This is a genomic window from Paenibacillus sonchi (assembly GCF_016772475.1).
GTDB classification, from domain to species: domain Bacteria; phylum Bacillota; class Bacilli; order Paenibacillales; family Paenibacillaceae; genus Paenibacillus_AQ; species Paenibacillus_AQ sonchi.
On record NZ_CP068595.1, the window covers coordinates 6889788 to 6906023 of the forward strand.

At 47.2% G+C, this 16236-nt stretch carries 16 protein-coding genes and 1 pseudogene; 7 read left to right on the plus strand and 10 right to left on the minus strand.

Annotation, left to right across the window (positions count from 1 at the left end; genetic code table 11):
• Nucleotides 1-12: 12 nt before the first annotated feature.
• Nucleotides 13-216, minus strand: coding sequence for a hypothetical protein (locus tag JI735_RS31010; RefSeq protein ID WP_020426439.1), 204 nt, complete (start codon nt 214-216; stop codon nt 13-15).
• Nucleotides 217-399: 183 nt separating this feature from the next.
• Between JI735_RS31010 and JI735_RS31015 the strand changes: the two genes are divergently transcribed.
• Nucleotides 400-969: a thymidine kinase gene (locus JI735_RS31015; protein WP_020426438.1), complete on the plus strand. Its 570-nt coding sequence runs from the start codon at nt 400-402 to the stop codon at nt 967-969.
• Between the two features lie 125 nt (nt 970-1094).
• On the opposite strand, the gene JI735_RS31020 is transcribed toward JI735_RS31015, so the two are convergent.
• The 3 genes and pseudogenes from JI735_RS31020 to JI735_RS37580 form a co-directional block, all read right to left on the minus strand.
• Complete coding sequence (locus JI735_RS31020; RefSeq protein WP_039835041.1) at nt 1095-1349, minus strand: hypothetical protein; 255 nt, start codon at nt 1347-1349, stop codon at nt 1095-1097.
• A gap of 55 nt (nt 1350-1404) precedes the next feature.
• Nucleotides 1405-1590: a DinB family protein gene (locus JI735_RS37575; RefSeq protein ID WP_325175556.1), complete on the minus strand. Its 186-nt coding sequence runs from the start codon at nt 1588-1590 to the stop codon at nt 1405-1407.
• A gap of 107 nt (nt 1591-1697) precedes the next feature.
• Nucleotides 1698-1922: pseudogene (locus tag JI735_RS37580) on the minus strand (DinB family protein); the annotation flags it as partial.
• A gap of 133 nt (nt 1923-2055) precedes the next feature.
• Here JI735_RS37580 and JI735_RS31030 point away from each other — a divergent pair.
• From JI735_RS31030 to sda, 4 genes are all read left to right on the plus strand, one after another.
• Nucleotides 2056-2232: a hypothetical protein gene (locus JI735_RS31030; RefSeq protein ID WP_157771350.1), complete on the plus strand. Its 177-nt coding sequence runs from the start codon at nt 2056-2058 to the stop codon at nt 2230-2232.
• A gap of 473 nt (nt 2233-2705) precedes the next feature.
• Complete coding sequence (locus tag JI735_RS31035) at nt 2706-3230, plus strand: accessory gene regulator ArgB-like protein (RefSeq protein WP_157771351.1); 525 nt, start codon at nt 2706-2708, stop codon at nt 3228-3230.
• 134 nt (nt 3231-3364) lie between these two features.
• The gene (locus JI735_RS31045; RefSeq protein ID WP_039835044.1) at nt 3365-3700 is read left to right on the plus strand and encodes a LytTR family DNA-binding domain-containing protein; all 336 of its coding nucleotides are present in this window, start codon (nt 3365-3367) and stop codon (nt 3698-3700) included.
• A gap of 220 nt (nt 3701-3920) precedes the next feature.
• Nucleotides 3921-4100, plus strand: coding sequence for a sporulation histidine kinase inhibitor Sda (gene sda, locus JI735_RS31050; protein ID WP_039835045.1), 180 nt, complete (start codon nt 3921-3923; stop codon nt 4098-4100).
• A gap of 145 nt (nt 4101-4245) precedes the next feature.
• Here the strand turns inward: sda and JI735_RS31055 are convergent, their stop codons facing one another.
• The 4 genes from JI735_RS31055 to JI735_RS31070 form a co-directional block, all read right to left on the minus strand.
• The gene (locus tag JI735_RS31055) at nt 4246-4668 is read right to left on the minus strand and encodes a hypothetical protein (RefSeq protein ID WP_039835046.1); all 423 of its coding nucleotides are present in this window, start codon (nt 4666-4668) and stop codon (nt 4246-4248) included.
• Between the two features lie 40 nt (nt 4669-4708).
• Complete coding sequence (locus JI735_RS31060; RefSeq protein ID WP_039835047.1) at nt 4709-5017, minus strand: hypothetical protein; 309 nt, start codon at nt 5015-5017, stop codon at nt 4709-4711.
• Nucleotides 5018-5612: 595 nt separating this feature from the next.
• Complete coding sequence (locus JI735_RS31065) at nt 5613-6056, minus strand: ATP-binding protein (protein WP_039835048.1); 444 nt, start codon at nt 6054-6056, stop codon at nt 5613-5615.
• Nucleotides 6057-6723: 667 nt separating this feature from the next.
• Nucleotides 6724-13173, minus strand: coding sequence for a phosphodiester glycosidase family protein (locus tag JI735_RS31070; RefSeq protein WP_202676764.1), 6450 nt, complete (start codon nt 13171-13173; stop codon nt 6724-6726).
• A 337-nt stretch (nt 13174-13510) separates the two neighbouring features.
• Here JI735_RS31070 and JI735_RS38025 point away from each other — a divergent pair, with 337 nt between their 5' ends.
• Complete coding sequence (locus JI735_RS38025; RefSeq protein ID WP_411830016.1) at nt 13511-13600, plus strand: putative holin-like toxin; 90 nt, start codon at nt 13511-13513, stop codon at nt 13598-13600.
• 397 nt (nt 13601-13997) lie between these two features.
• Here JI735_RS38025 and JI735_RS31075 read toward each other — a convergent pair whose 3' ends face one another.
• Nucleotides 13998-14915: a metallophosphoesterase family protein gene (locus JI735_RS31075; RefSeq protein WP_039835053.1), complete on the minus strand. Its 918-nt coding sequence runs from the start codon at nt 14913-14915 to the stop codon at nt 13998-14000.
• A 245-nt stretch (nt 14916-15160) separates the two neighbouring features.
• Here JI735_RS31075 and JI735_RS36535 point away from each other — a divergent pair, with 245 nt between their 5' ends.
• Nucleotides 15161-15376 (plus strand): hypothetical protein, encoded by a 216-nt coding sequence (locus JI735_RS36535; protein WP_209439940.1) that lies wholly within the window; start codon nt 15161-15163, stop codon nt 15374-15376.
• Nucleotides 15377-15590: 214 nt separating this feature from the next.
• On the opposite strand, the gene JI735_RS31080 is transcribed toward JI735_RS36535, so the two are convergent.
• Complete coding sequence (locus tag JI735_RS31080) at nt 15591-16196, minus strand: tyrosine-type recombinase/integrase (RefSeq protein ID WP_051051728.1); 606 nt, start codon at nt 16194-16196, stop codon at nt 15591-15593.
• Nucleotides 16197-16236 lie beyond the last annotated feature (40 nt).

Here is a 16236-nt window from a genome sequence, read left to right on the forward strand (position 1 = left end):
TACCCCATTTGTCTATTCGTAGAGCGCATCCCGCAAGCGGGTTGACATCGTGGATTGTCCCTTCAAAATTACCCGGCGCAGCGCCTTGTTGCTGCGGTTCAGCTCCGCCATTTCGTCCAGCATTTCCATCAGCAGGCTGAGTGTTTCCGCAGTCAGCTCCCCTTTTTCCTGCAGAGCCGCTATTTTTTCTGTGTAGTCTTCCATCTTGTCCGTCAACTGTAAGCCTTCTTTCTGTAAACGTTCTCCTGTATAAATACACATTACCGCGTTAATTATAACATTCTTTATCTCTTACCCGAAATGTTTACTGGCTAGTTTTACTGAGATTATGCTACTCTAATAAAGTCGCATTTTTCGGATAAGAACTCATCAGGCTGATTAACGAAAGGATAGATGGACGTGGCACAGTTGTTTTTCAAATACGGGGCAATGAACAGCGGCAAATCCATTGAGATACTCAAGGTTGCGCATAATTACGAGGAGCAGGGCAAGTCCGTGCTTATTTTTACTCCATCCATTGACAACCGGGACGAAGTGGGCTACATCTCCTCCCGTATCGGGCTGCGCAAGCAGGCCATCCCTATTGACGAGAATACGGATATATACAGCATTGTCAGCAGCAACCTGCCGAAGCCCCACTGTGTGCTGATTGATGAATGCCAATTCTTAAGCAAGGACTGCATCCTCCAGCTGGTGCGGATCGTCGACGAGCTGAACATTCCGGTTATGGCCTTCGGGCTCAAAAACGATTTCCAGAACAATCTGTTCGAAGGCAGCAAATATATGCTGATCTACGCAGACAAAATTGAAGAAATGAAAACGATCTGCTGGTTCTGCGAACGGAAAGCCACCATGGCGCTCCGCGTAGAGAACGGCAAGCCCGTCTACAGCGGCAAACAAATCCAGATCGGCGGCAATGAAGCCTACTACCCGGTATGCCGCAAATGCCATAAGAATCCGCCGCTCTAAAAGAGAGGCCGCAGTACCGGCTGAAGCAATCCCACTGCTCCTGCACGGTCAACCACGGATTCGGCCACAAAAAAGCACACATTGCGGAATTGTAAATTGCGCGCTAATGTGTGCTTTTTGCTTTTCTAATGAATCACCTGCGCTGCACGGTGCTCATCTTCCTTGCGCACGTAGAGATCATGCTGAACAGTAGCTTTTCCGCCATATTGGGCACGCTGGCCCAGGGCTTTCATGCCCCCGTTGATTTTGGAACGGTGAGGAATCCCTGCGGCACTTAGGCGGCCCTTTATTTTGAAATACTGAGTCTGATCAAAAGTCGTGTACACCAGTGTGCGTTCTCTAGGAATGAAGAAATGCAGTATACCCTTCAATAAGCCCATCCGCAGACCTCCCTCATTACCAAAAGTCCCCATAATCGCGAAGCACGGCAAAAAGCTACTTCAAATACCGCTCCTTCAGGACACCCAGATGATGCAGCTCATGTCCAATAATTACACAGGCTATGGCTCTGGCAGAAATCGGATTACCGCTGGCCGTCCCCATCCGGGTCCATGCCTCCTCGGGCAGACTCTCCAGCAGCGCAATTGTAGATTGGCGTACCAGCTTATAATGCCGCACCATTTCACTGAGCGTAAACCGCTCGAACTCTCCTGCCGCCGCGAGTCATTTTCCTCATACCCGGGCAGCGGAGCTTTCTCCCCTCTGGCAATTGCGAGCAACCGGTAGGACATAATGCGGTCATTGTCAGTCAGGTGTCCGAGCAGCTGCTTGATGCTCCATTTGCCTTCTGCATAGCGGTAGCAGCCCTGTTCCTCGCTCAGCCCGTCCAACAGATCATACATCAGACGGGATTGTTCCCTAAGCACAGCCGCAAGCTCCCCTTCAGGGGGGACCAAAGAAATGTAACGGGCCGGAAATTCACTGTATTCTCCTGGTTGTGGACGCTGGTTCATAAGACTGCCCCTCTCAAACTATTTTTCAAAAAATTGCCGAATAGTGTAAAATGCTGTTGTTGTATTTTAGTACATTATGTATAATATTTGCAAGAATACAAGTTGAGTGATCCTGAACATCGGGAGTGTAAGCATGCTGGAATTTGTACTGTTTATGGTGTTTTCGGTACTGGAGACCTATGCCATGTTTTATTTGGCTTTCAAGGTATTCAAAATTGACATCTATTTCAAAGAAATTCTATTTGCCAGCCTGCTAATGGGATTTATATCGTATGTACTTCGCTACGATTATTGGATTAATATTAACTGATGTTGTAATTCAGTATTTGTTAACCTTTTTCTTTTTGTGGCTGATGTTTAGAATTCAGATTTTCTATTCTGCTATCATGAACGGACTAACCTACCTTTCCTACATGTTAATTCAATCCACTTGCTATTTTATACTGAGCTTAACAGGAATGTATTCTTTGACATACCCCTTTACTTCAGTTGGTGTCTACATATTACAGATCATCTCTGCAACCTCTGCAATTTTAATTGGTTCATTTGTCGGCAAAAGAAGATTAGGTTTTGATTTCGTTCCGGACAAACAAAATGAAAAAGTACAAATTAGATTGCGTGAAATAAAAATCTTCGCATTAAGCATACCGTCTATTTTCATAGTTTTATTTATGATAATACTAACCAAGCATTATTCACGGTTTTTCTTTCTAATGCCTCTGGCATATGGTATTCCATTATATATTTACTTATTTTTATCTTTTAAAAAGGATCGAAGTGATAATGAACTTTTTAGCAAATAGAATTGCTGTTGCGATCAAAAATGCTAATTCGGAGGATACCTACTCTATCGAGATCATGCAATATTCATTAAACATTATCTTAAATACTTGTTTTATCATACTAGCAACCGCACTTATAGGCATAGTAACCGGACATTTTTCAGAATCTCTCATTTTTCTTTTCAGTTTCTCGTTACTTCGTTTATCCTCTGGCGGCTTTCATTTAAAAACAGCTACAGCCTGCAATATCGTTACGATTTTTTTAAGCACAGCTTCTCCATTCCTAAGCATTTTTTCTGAACAATACTTTTGGTTTTTGAGCGGGATCAGCTTTTTGATTATAGTCGTGTTTGCACCGAACCCTGACAAAAATGCCAGAATCCCACTTAAAATATACCCTGCATTAAAATTAATATCCATCATTCTAGCAGGTTCGAATTTTTTAATTCATTCTTCTGTAGTTGGGTTGGCTTTTTTTGTCCAATCCTTAACAGTAATAAAACAAAAAAAGGAGGTAATAACATGAAAAAGTCACTTGCTAAATATACTTCCTCTGCACTTGCAGCATCAGCAAGATTCTTCGTTTCAATCATGAAACCAGCCTTTCATAGCCCAGAAGCACCAAAAGAATTGCGGAAGTAATTAAAGGATGGGGAGAACATGCGAGTCTTGCTAAACGACGGTTCCTCCCGGGATATTGGGGAAGAAGATATATTGTATTTCTCCAGTTATAAGAATACAATATTCGTCCATACCAAAGAAGGCGAGTTTGTTCTCCCTACCACGCTTTCCGATCTCTTTGCTGCTTATAAGTGCAAAAACTTCGAACGCCTGGACCGCAGCAATGTAGTCAGTCTCAACCAAGTTGAAAGTTACGATTCCGAACGTAAAATTGTTACGTTTCAGGAGGGAGAACAATTCGCTACAGTATCAGAACCTAATGAAACCAGGCTCAGAAGATATTTAGCCTCAAGGGAAGACACCTCCGAATCCTAACTTTTAGCCAAAAAACAACCATCCCATGCCTTACGGCTAACGGGTGGTTGTTTTTATTTTAATCCATTATATAGTAAATAAGTATTATCCCATATGTTGCCTTTCTTGTAAAGAATATTTCACCCGGCGAATGACAGGAGACGGGTTACCTTCCAAATGGTACCATTTAAATAGATTTGTAGTATAATAACACCTACTAAATAACCGATGGAGGAATCTAATGGATTATTACTTTCATCCTTCTCCGCGCCCCTCATCCTTAGAACTATTGTCTGACGAACAATTGTTGAACATCTACGATCTGGCGGTGGAGGCTAAAGCTTCAGCCGATTTCATTGAGATTATTCAAAGCGTTCTGACCGAGAGAAACATAAGCAGTCCTACCCATTCTGAGGATTGATCTCGTTATTATTCCCACATTTCAACATATAAACTGTTCTTTTGCAATGTCTCTTCTGCAACCAAAATAAAGAAGCCACCTCCACCCTACAGGGAGGTTGGGCTTCTTATTTTTGTTCATTGTTGATTAGCGTGTTGCCCGCCGCTTATTTCACGGGAAGAGTAATTACGGAAATGTGGCCGCTGGAAGAAAAGATTGCAAACGAAGCCTCCCGCGTCGTTGTATCCAACCCGATGAAATGGGCCTCATGTCCGGAGGCTGGCGGTGCCGGCTGGTTAGACAGAATGCTTTTTCCAGTCAAATCATAGAGCGACCAGAAATGGGCAGACTCATCCTTAACATAGAGCTGTGAACCAAAAAGCTCACTTTTCCAGCCGGAAGCTGTGTCGTATTTTTCCTCAAACTTGTTGTTCAGTATTACCCTGCCTTCACCCGCAGGCACAATACTGATGCCATCCGTGTCCAAAACTGTGTAAGGAAGATTTACATCAGTCGCTGCTGCGGAAACTGCTGAAGACAGGATCAGAGTTAACAATGATAACACCGTCAAAACTTTGAGTATACGCATCCTTTTCTCCTTCTTCACCGGAAACAGGACAAATGAAGGACTACTCGATGAACTCCGTTTTGAACACATTCTCCAGTTTGCCGCCCAGTCTTTTTTTGAGGGGAACCTTGATGTCCCGGCTCAGTTCCTTAAAAAAAGTATCCACATCACAATTCACATTCTGCGCCATCGCAACAAGGGTTCCGTCATTCACGATATTCTGGTTCACTTCAAGCGGGATATCCACTTCAATGTCGTATTTCTTGGTCAATGTTTTAATATACCTAGCGAAAATTTCCAGAAGTTCTTCGTTGTTGAAATTCTCAATTGCGGCTTTGCCTTTGGCGGTAAATTTGATGTTCACTCTCATTGTAGATTTCCCCTTTTCTGTCATACCATTTTGTTGTTCGTGTATGGATCAAGATGAATAGATGGCTGTAAAAAAGGGCAACATTATTCTCTGCCTTCAAATGTATCGTTCCGTACATCGCTAAGGTTATATTTCTCAATTTTTCCTATTACCATTCCTGCCCCGTATTCCTCTGCTGAAAAAACGATTACCCGTTCATACCAAAGGAAACATAGGAGGTTTCTTTGCCTTGCTTCGCCCGGAACGCCTTCAGCTTGTTGAATCCCGTTCCGTAGATGTAGTCCTGTTACATCATAACACAACAAAATAAATTGTGTTTCAATATAACAATTAATACCGGAAATAGTTTGGTGTACGCTGGCCGAATGACTTATTTTTCCTTACGATGACCAGCCACAAGGCCATGTCTCATTCCAGAGGCCGCATCCACCGGAGCAACATCGGATCAGGCTGCCGGTACAGGCTCCGCTTCAGCTGCGATTGATATTCGGGTGTAAGCGGAGTGGCTACTGCATGTTCAGGCCCAAATTGCCACATACGAAAATACCGCTACGGCTGGAGCAATACTTCCGGCGTTGTAGCGGTTTTTATGTTCTCAGAGCAACTGTAGCATTTCCACCTCAAACTTCCCTTCTTCCGTTCTTACTACAAACAATTCGTTAAATCCCTCAGCATAGGAAGGCATCTGCAGCCTATTCATGGTGGTTTTAATACCGGTCACCGGCACCTTTTCTTTACCGGTTCTCTTCTCATTTCTGGCAAGCGACAGTTCAAAATCAGGTTCGAAGTAATAACCGATGACCTTAAATTTATGTTTTTTAGCCAGATCGATATACCTGCGCCTGTCCTCCAGGGTAGGATTCGTATTATCCACCACGAACGGCTGTACCGCTGCCAGCGAAGCCGCCAGGAACAGATCCTCCCGATGCCTTGTCCTCAGCATATCCAGGTTAATGCGCATATGCGTTTTAAAGAAGCTCTGCTGATAAAATGTCGTCTTCCCCGAGCCCTGTATTCCAATAAAAATTACACATTCCACCTTACTCATCCTTTTGCAGATAGACTTATTGATTAATGTTCGCAGTTCTCTCAAAAAACGATTTCATCACCTGTTTCAATCTTCTTAAATGGGTGGCTATATCGTCTAAACCTAAATTGAAGTTCGGATATATCGTCAGGTAATGGTGGGGATATTACGTATTTATAAGATGCATGATCAGACCTGCTTCCACCATTAATCATTCGGCAGTCATATTGTTCGTCAATATATAGCTCGAAATGGTTATGTTCATGAACATAGGATTGAGCCTCCGGTTCGATGTCCCAATCTATATTAAGCGTTAGTACACTTGCATTGGTGTATTATCGCATTGAGGTCAATGTATAGTATCGCTCACCTTTTTCAACTGACTTTAGGACTGCAACATGTTTTCTGAATCCAGAGGGTTCAACCATGGGCCTAAAATATTCTTCGTTTAACATAGTTCCAAATAACGATTTCAATAAATCCTCATAGAGCATAATTAATCTCCTCATACATTTTATAATTAATATCCTCATTTCATATTAACATATAATGGATTTTGGACCTTATTGGATAATTCCAAATTCTCCCCCTACACTTCCACTATCACAAAAAACAGACCCCCGGACAGTGAAGCCCGGCGGTCTGCTTGCGTTACAAGCTTATACGTGGAGCAGGAGAATCATTTCTGCAATTTGTCCAAAAGGTTCAGCAGCATCTGCGCGCTTTCAGCGCGGGTGCCCTGCTCTTGCGGCGCAAACTGCTCTTGGCCGCGCCCTTGCATAAGTCCTAGCGCGCTCGCTTCGCCAATGGCTTGGCGGGCCCACTCCGGCGCTTGACTGATGTCGGTGAAAGCGGCAGCCTGAGCATCTGCCGCCGCCCCGCTGCGCGCCGCGTAGCCGTAGGCGCGAACCAGCATCGCCGCCATCTCCTGGCGCGAGATGGCTTCATCCGGCGCGAACTTCGCCGCCGACTGGCCGATGGCAATCCCTGCCTGGACAGCCAGGCCGACCGGACCGGCATACCACTTGTCGGCGCGGACATCCGCGAATGCGGAGGATGCCTGGCCGCTCAGCCCCAGCGCCCGGACCAGCATCGCGGTGAACTCGGCGCGGGTAATAGCCCGGCTGGGCTCGTACCGCCCGGCCGAAGTTCCCTGCACCAGTTGTTTGGCGGCCAACTGCTTCACGGCTTTTACCGCCCAATGGCTCGCCGGGAGGTCGGCAAAGGTCTTGTCATATTGCAATACGGCATATTTGCTGAAATGGCTGACGGCTGCAGCCCATTTGCCGTCCACCCATTGCCCGCCGGCATATTCCAGCCTGCCGTCATCGCTGAGATAATACAGACCCAGCAGGCTTCTGTCGACATTTGCATTTACTTCGTAAGCAATCGTGACCGGCTGTGAGAATTGCCCAAGCCCGAATGACCGGCCTTGTTCTGTTACGATGCTGAGCGACCATTCCCGCACAACGCCAACGGCCTGAAGCTCGGCTCCCGCCAGGCTACCGGCACGGGCCAGCAGGCTGCTGGCGGCTGCCGCTGGAACAGCTGCCGCTTTCAGTGAAATTTTGCTGCCTGCAAGAGCCCCGTCACCGGCTTTGCCGCGTAGCTCCGCCAATACAGCAGACGAAATGGTGATGCTCACATTAGCGGCATTTACTGTTAGCGATGCCTGCCCCAGCAGCTCCGCCGCATTCCCTGGAAGCTGGAGCTCTTCCAGTTCACCGTCAACGGTAATGGCAACCCCGCTGCTTGCGTTCTGGCTGCCGGTTAACTGGGCCGCCGTCAGGCTTACAACGCCCGGCGCCGCCGATGCTGCCGGTGTTGCCGCTGCCGCAGCTTGCGCCGTCGGCGCTGCCGTTCCTACAGGCTGCCCTCCCGATGGCGGGGAGGTTGGCTCCGGTGTAGGAGCTGGACTCGTTGTCGGCTGCGGCGTCGGCTCCGTAGTAGGACCCGGCTCGTCTGCTGTTACCTTCAGCACATACTCCGCGCCCATAGCGCCGTACTCTGCGCGAATCGTTGCCGTTCCTTCGCTCATAGCGTGAATTTCACCGCTCTCGTCAATTACAGCCACCGTCTGATCCGAAGTGCTGTAAACAACACCTTCAGTCAATTCCGCCGTGCTGCCGTCACTGTAAACGGCATGGACCACAGCCGTTCCGCTGCTTCCCGGCCGGAGTGTATCCGGCCCCTTGATAGCAATGCCTGTCATGACGGCTTCACCGCCCTGCGTTACAGTCAGATCATAATGTGCGGTCAAGTCGCGGTAGGTTACCGAAATAACCGTTGCGCCTTGGCTTAACGCCTGCACCGTCCCTTGATCGTCGATGGACGCAACGGCCGGATTCAGACTGGAATAGCGCAGACCTTCCGTAATGAATGACCGTTTGCCTGAAGCATACACAGCTTCTGTCACTGTCCGGTCGCTTTGGCCCGCCTGAAGCACGCCCTTGCCCTGCAAAGCGAGGGACTGCAGCTGATCTACCGTGATTGTACTTTCCGCATAAATCGCCGGATATCCGTCCACTGTCGCCCTCACTTTGGCTGTTCCCGCCTGCACCGCAGTGACCAGCCCGTACGTGTCAACCGTTACGGAATTTTGCGGAGCTGCTGAAACGACGGACCAGTTCACCTTCTTGGTACTGGCGTCGTCGGGGTGCACCGCAGCCTGAAGCTGTATACTTTGCCCAGGCTCCATATCCACCGCAGTACGATCCAGTGTCACCGATTCCGGAGGCGCTTTGGCAATGACCAGACGGTCGATTTCGGCACCGGCCACCGTTCTGGCGACAACAGTCAGCTCACGGTCCTTAATCTCAACTGCAGTAAAAATCTGCTCGTCTTCATCGTAGATTTTTTCCTGCCAGAAACGCTCGGTCAACGCATAGAACTTCGGCCCGGAAGAGCCGCCGATGACATAACGGGTTCCCTGGCCTTCGGACACCTGCTTGCCGTCTTTCATCGGGAAGGTCCGCAAATAAATATGGTCATGCCCGTTCATCACTAGGTCGACATTGTGCTTGTCAAAGACTGGCACCCAGGTTGCCTGCACGCGTTCATTGGAATAGATGCTGCCATACGGCCCCTGGTGGAAAAAGACAACGGTCCACTTCTTGTCACTGGCCGTCAAATCGCGGTCCAGCCACTCCGCCTGTTCGGTCATTTCGGCTGCTCCGTGCTCGGTATTCATCACGACAAAATGCGTATCTTGGAGATCAAAGGAATAATTGCTGCCCTTGACGCTGTCCGCCCCATTCTGCGGATTGTTGAACTGGGCCAGGTAGTCGCCGTCGCCGTTGGTGCCCATCACTTCATGGTTCCCGATAATGGGCACCAGCGTCGTGTTCAGCAGTTGCGGCTGCGCGGCTTCAAACCACCAGTTCCACTGCTCCTGCTCAAAGCCTTTGTCCACCATATCACCGGCATGGACGAGCATCTCAGCATCCGGCATATATTCGAACGCTTTCTGGAGGGTGGTACCCCACAGCCCAAAGCCTGCTTTGCTATCCGCCTGGGAGTCACCGATGAACAGGAACCTGGTGGACTCACGCCCGCCGCCGTCCGTTGTAAAGGCGCCTTGGCTGCTAACATTGCCTATTCCGTCACCAACACGGTAAACATACTTCGTTCCTGGCGCAAGGCCGGTGGCCTCTGCCTTATGGACGCGCATAGTCCCGTCATTGTTGGTGTTGTAAATGTAGCTGCTGCCTTCAATCCGCAGTCCCTTGCCCTCTTCAAAACCTGTGAATTCCGCCTGCTTGATCAGTTCAACGACGCTGTCCATGGTATTCGGATCTGTCTGCCAGGTGAACTGGCGGGAGGTCGCGGTGTCCGCGCCCATCGTAACATTCACGTTGCGCGGTGCAGCAGTTCCGTCATATGGAGCCACCTTAAAGGTCATTACTGGACTGTAAAGACCGTCTTTTACCGCCTGCACCCTAAAGGTTCCTTCCGTCATGGTTGCCGCTCCTGTAATCAGCGTACCGCTGCCATCCGAAACAGCCTCTGCGGCGGTTCCGTTAATCAGCAGACTGGCTCCCTGCACGGCGGCACCGGACTCAGCTTCATTTACAGTAAAAGCCGCTTCATACCCTTTGGCGATATTATAATGGTTCCAGTTCAGCTTTAAACTGGTTTTGACGGATGCGGCAACAGGTTCCCCGATAAAGCTGATCGGCTGGCCGCTGCCTTCCGTCGAGATGACGGAGCCGGACGTATTTTCAATGACCAGCGCCTTTGAAACTTCATTCGCCGTCTGCTCCAGGGTGTACGGGCCGACATAGTCACCCCTTACGGTATAGCGGATCTGCCCGATCAGGTCGGAAGCGTCCAGCCTGGCCTCGTTCATGCGGCTCAGATTCAGGCGCACGGTGCCCCGCCCCGCATCAATGACCGGCTCAATCTGTTCCTCTGACAGCTTGCTGCCCCGGATGACCTGCAAATTCGTTACAGCCGCAGGGTCAAAAGCAAACCCGATATGGCCCTCCTTCAGCTTATCCGCATTCTCAGCCTTAATGTCCAGCGTATAGGTTCCGCCTGCAAACAAAACGTCCGGGGCCTGGTACACATAATACGGCGAACCCAGGTTCACCATGAAATACCATTCCTTAATCGTCTGGTTGCCGCTCATATCGCGGATAGCCAGCTTTACCTTGTGCCGTCCTTCAGCAAGAGCCGTCTTCGGTTTGTACGTAATTTGCCCTTTGGGCGGGTAAAATCCATGCTCGACTAGCTGATCGTCCACGTACAGCCGGGTTTTACCCGGATCAATCAGCGTGGTGCCGGGATGGGCGACCGGATCGTAGCCTTCGTCCTCACCGTTCATGGAAAGGGTCGGCGCTGCCGTTTTCACGATCTCCCCAGCCGCAGGGTACTCATTTTTAATTACAGGAGGAGCCATGTCTTCATTTAATGGGCCATATACCGCACGGATGTCGTCCACATAAATGGCGCCGGCGGTTTTATTCAGGTTGCTTGTCTCCATATAGCGGACAGGCAGGTCCATGGTCAGCGGTGTTATTTTCCCCTTCGGAACAGAGGCTTCAACGTATTTCCAACCCTTCCAGTCCACCCCTTGCACCTGATCGGTAAAATCGACTGCGAACGCCTTGTTGTCGGCATCACGCATCTGTCCGCGGAGCCAGTGCTTTTGCCCGTCCCCGTAGATCCACATGCCTATTTTCTCCGGATAGCCGGGAACTTGAATGCGGTTCGCAACCGAGCTTGCCCCGGCATATGCTCCGGAAGTACCTGTAGTGTTAACAAAATCATATTCCAGCTTGAGCGCCTTATCACCACCACGGATATAATCCTGGTCCGTTACTTCCGAGATAGCCACGCTATTGGCTTTTGCGCTGGAGGCAGCATATTTGCCGATTCCCGCTTCAAAATCCTCCAGCACAACCGGAGGCAGGCCTACATTCACTTCGAAGGAAGCCTCAACGGTGCCGTATTGGACGATAATTTTGCCGTTTTGGCCATTCTCGCTGGTTGCCTTGAATACGCCATTCTCATCCACCGTTCCGATATTGCCTTCCACACTCCATTTAAAGCTGTGGTTATCCGCCTGGATGACCTGCCCGTTCCGCAATGCCTTTACCGTCAGCTTCGCTGTCGCTCCGGAGGTGTAGGTCTTGATAAGGTCAGGGAATTTCAACCCGGTCAGCTCGTCTACTACTTCAATATCGCCGCTGCCTTGGACAGCCCCGGCTGCTGCGCTGATCTTGCCGGAGGCTGCAGCCGTACCGGCCGTAAAGACTCCTTTCTCGTCGATGCTCCCGAGGCCCGGATCAACCTGCCAATTCAGCGCTCCCGGAATTGGAGCCGGGTGCCCGTTAGCATCCATTCCCGCCGCCGTAAAGGTGAAGCTGGAGCCTTGCAAAATCCGCTCTGCACTTGGCTGAACAGCCAGTTTGGACGCCGTGTTCAGCTCGGGCGCCGCATTGACCAGCAGCAGGCCGTTGCCGGTCTTGCGTTCATATCCGTCGGAGCCCTGATTCAGCATTTTTACACCACTAGTTCCGGGCATTCTGGCTACGAAAGTGGAGGAACCGCCGCCATCCAGATTCATGGCGTTGACTACGCCAAGATCCTTGAGGATTGCGGCCAATTCTTCCGTCTCGACACCTTCACTGAACCCCGGCGCTCTGCCGTCGATTTCGAACAGCACGATGCTCCCGTCCGCCTTCGTTCCAATGGCTGTGCGGGGATGGACCCCCTCAGGTCCGACACCGGTCTGCACCTCACCATCCTTCACCAGCGGTCCCGTGCCGCCGATAATAAGGGCAGCCTCGCTCCATTCACCGTCCAGGGCAAAGGAAGCCGTGATCTCATCTCCGGGCGCAAGTCCTGCCAGAAGCGGCCGCGATGCACCGCTTGCAGACAGCACCACTGTGCCTGGAGCCAGCGGCGTATCGCCCTGGCTGCTGCGAATTTCGGACACCTTGAGCTTCAGTGTCTGGCCGCTCTTCACTTCACCGGAAATGACATCCAATACCACCTCGTCGCCATCGTTGGCCGATTTCGTGCTGGTATTGTAATTCTCCGTATACAGCACAAGCTGATCACTATTCCGGTAGCGGTTGATGCTGGTCAAATTGCTGGTTTTCCCGCCGATCGTAACGGTTTTGGTCAGCTTCGGTGTGCCGTAGAGGGAGCTGCCGTCTGCCTTTACACCGAAAGAATAGGTCGATCCGCTGTTCAAAATAACACCGTTGTCCATAAACATGCCGTTCGGCACACCGGTGGCAAAGCCGGAGATTTCATAGAAATCGCCGTTGATGCCGGCAATAACGCGGCTTCCGGGCGCATCGGCATAAGCCGCCATCTCGGTCACGGCTTTCATACCGTACACCTTGCCGCTCTTCGTTCCGGCCCGCAGCTTCAAATTGGCACTCGCCGGATTGAATTCCACGGTATGTATCTTTTGCGGCCCCCGTTCATTCTGTAAATCCATCCATGTGTACACGGCCCCCGGCGCAAGCTCTGTCTTGCGCGCATCAATGACCTTGCCGTATTCCGGCGCCGTCTGATCAGCAAACGCCGCTCCTGCAGGCAGCGCAGGCTGAAGTAATGAAAGAAATAACAGAAAAATGATTGCCGCAGTAATCTGTCGAAAATGCCTTTTCACTTTGCAGAATCCTCCCTAAGATTGTCGTTTTTTGTATAAATATAGACAATACAATAGGGTACATCATATCTGCCAAGCATAAAGGGATGATAAATTCTTGTGCGGTTTATTGTTAAACAAGGGTTTTACAGCAGAATTACCGGAAATCCGATTCATGAAGCAGTCATAAAGCTTCTGGAAGTCAATCGTAAATACTGTCATTTACAATTTCCTTTCATAAAAACAACGCAAATAAGAGCGGAAAAAAATGCCATTCATCTACAAAATATGATATAATTGCTGAAGCAATAGAATAGGCTTGCAAGGGCGGTCGGCTGAGCCTCTCGGAAGGGAGGTGATGCGCGTGAGCGTTTATGAAACACTGGTACTCATGATTGCGTTCGCAACATTAGTCGTCCATGTCATAAATAGCAATAAACGCAAATAAGACCGCCCCTGCCAAAAGGATGCGGTCTTATTTGCCAATTTCTTAATCATTACGCCTGTCGCCCTTAAAAGCGGCTATTGCTCGGGAGTCGTGTTCACAGCACGACTCCTTTGACTTATAGTATACAGCATTTAAACGTGCTTTAAAACCTCTTTCATTACTATTTTTACTTCTATAGCTCCAAGTCATCATCTTCAGTCACATCATTTTTACTTAACATCCTGGCTGCATCCTTAGCATATCCTTTCTTATTCATATATTTCGGAAATCACAAAAAAATCCACCTCCTGATTTGCCAAATTACTCGACCAATCAAGTGGCGGATCTATACTTATTTTCACAATTTAATAGTTGACTCTGACCCAAAAATTCTCATGTAAAATCAAGAAATTTTATACTATTCAAACAATAACCACATAGAAGATACATTAGGAGAAATTATTCTTCCATCCCAAGGACCAGTAATCCCTAACTCCTTTGGTGTAATTTTTTGATAGCCACCTTCCATACCTTGTATCTCAATATTGTATTGTTCATCAATTGATATAATAGCAGATAAAGGTTCACTATGTAAGACAATATCTTTTATAAATGGATATTTTTCGTGAATTTCACTGGAATAGCAAAAATGTTCAAATTCTGGACCAAACCATTTATAAGATATTGAGTTAAGGGTAAAATAATAATTTTTGTTAATTTTTTCTATTGAATCTGTATGGTCGTGACCATTAACACAAAGTAATATTTTCTTACCATTAGCTGTTGCTTGATTAATGATACTTTGTACTTCTTCTCGGTTTGATACACCACGTTTTCTAAAGCTGTTTTCTAAGCTGTGATGCGAAAATATAACTATAGGTAGCAAGCTTTCTGAAATTTCTCGCTGTAGCCAAATTAATTCAAAATCAGGTATTGATGGATATATACCATCTGTTACTTCATAATTACGCTTATGATATACTTCAAATTCATTACCGTATCGAATAAAAGCTGCATCAAGCACTATAAACTTTATATTTCCACATTCAAATGAATAGTATGAGTGTTCCATACCAAGCCAATTTATAACATCTTTTTTAGTATACAGGTCAGTATCATGATTGCCTATTACGTGGTAATGTGGCTTTTCAAAATCATTAAATATTGATAGCAATTCTTCATTCTTATGGCACGGATGACAGAAATCCCCAAGCTCAATTATAAAATCTACCTCTGCTTCACGTGCCCTTGTTATAAAACTATTTAATCTTTCTAACCCATCTGGAATAACATCATGATGTAAATCTGTAAAAAGTGCAAACTTTATACTGCCCATTAGATTACCTACCTCCTTTAAATATTCAGATTACATAAGTAATTTTTACTTCGCTATTTAAAACGATTAAGACATCTTAAATACTACTCAAGTCAATAATAATTTTATTGCAATTATTACGGCTCAAAACCAAAATTAGCGGTTGAAAATTGAAAGAGAGAAAACCCGTAGTTAGAAATGGAAAAACATCTGTAAATCCTGTAATGTTGAAAGTCCTACCAAACAACATGAAAAGGATATGACAGATGCCACTCCAGTATATCAACGAACTGCTCGGATTACCAGAGTTACAACTTCAACGTGTTCTCTCCATCAATGAAGCGGAAGTGCATTTGGAAGCCTCACCGGTGGCGTATAAACAGCCTTGTCCCCTCTGCAACTCCGAACAATCCGTGAAGCGGGATGGCCGCAATAAATCGCGTCAGATTCGTCATATCCAGTCGCCTCCATTCAAGATGTAATATTTCGCAAAATTGTTTCTCAATAGATGTGGATGGACATGAACTCCAACCTTTTCACCAGCCTGACGTAAAGCTCGTTCATAGTTACGAACTTCAAGCTGTTACCTTTAGTGATGGGAAACATAAACGGACTTTCAGAATATCTGTCTTTGTAGCGTAACCATGACTTTAATTCGTTTGCAGTTTTAAAGGAGAAATAAACGAAACGTTCTTGTTAATTTTTCGCATTTATCACATCGATACTCTTGTGTTGGAAATCAATATTCTCAGGTAATATACTCAGACATTCACCAATACGCATGCCAGTATCAAGAAGAAGTCTAGTAATCACAGGGTTCCTGTAACGATGAAATGTACTGGATTCAAAGTAATTGAAAATACCCTTAAGTTGATTGGGCAACAATGTTTGCTTTAGCTTGCGTTCAACTTTAGGGTTCTCTATATTCTCCATAGGATTTTTGTTTATTTCCTTCTCGACTTGATAAAGGTAATTGAAGAAGACTTTGATATTTCGGACGTAATTAGAGATTGTGGTTGTTGAGATTTCTGATTTGTAGTCTTTTCTGCCTTCTGGGTTGTTGCTATGTTTTAAACTCGATGCAGCAACACCTGTGTATTTTCTCCGCTCTCGCAGGTATTTAATGTAGTGCCTCATATGCCCTGTTTGAACTTTTTTGACTTCTTCAATTTGAAATTCACTTTTGAGATATAGCATAAAAAGCTTCAGCGTCTGTTCGTAACTCGCAAGTGTTTTCCGTGACAAATTCTTGGAAGAACAATAAAGCATGAAGTTGTCTAATTGAAATTGAATGTCTGTCATAATAAAAAATACCGCCCTTCATTAGGTTTTTGGCAAACCC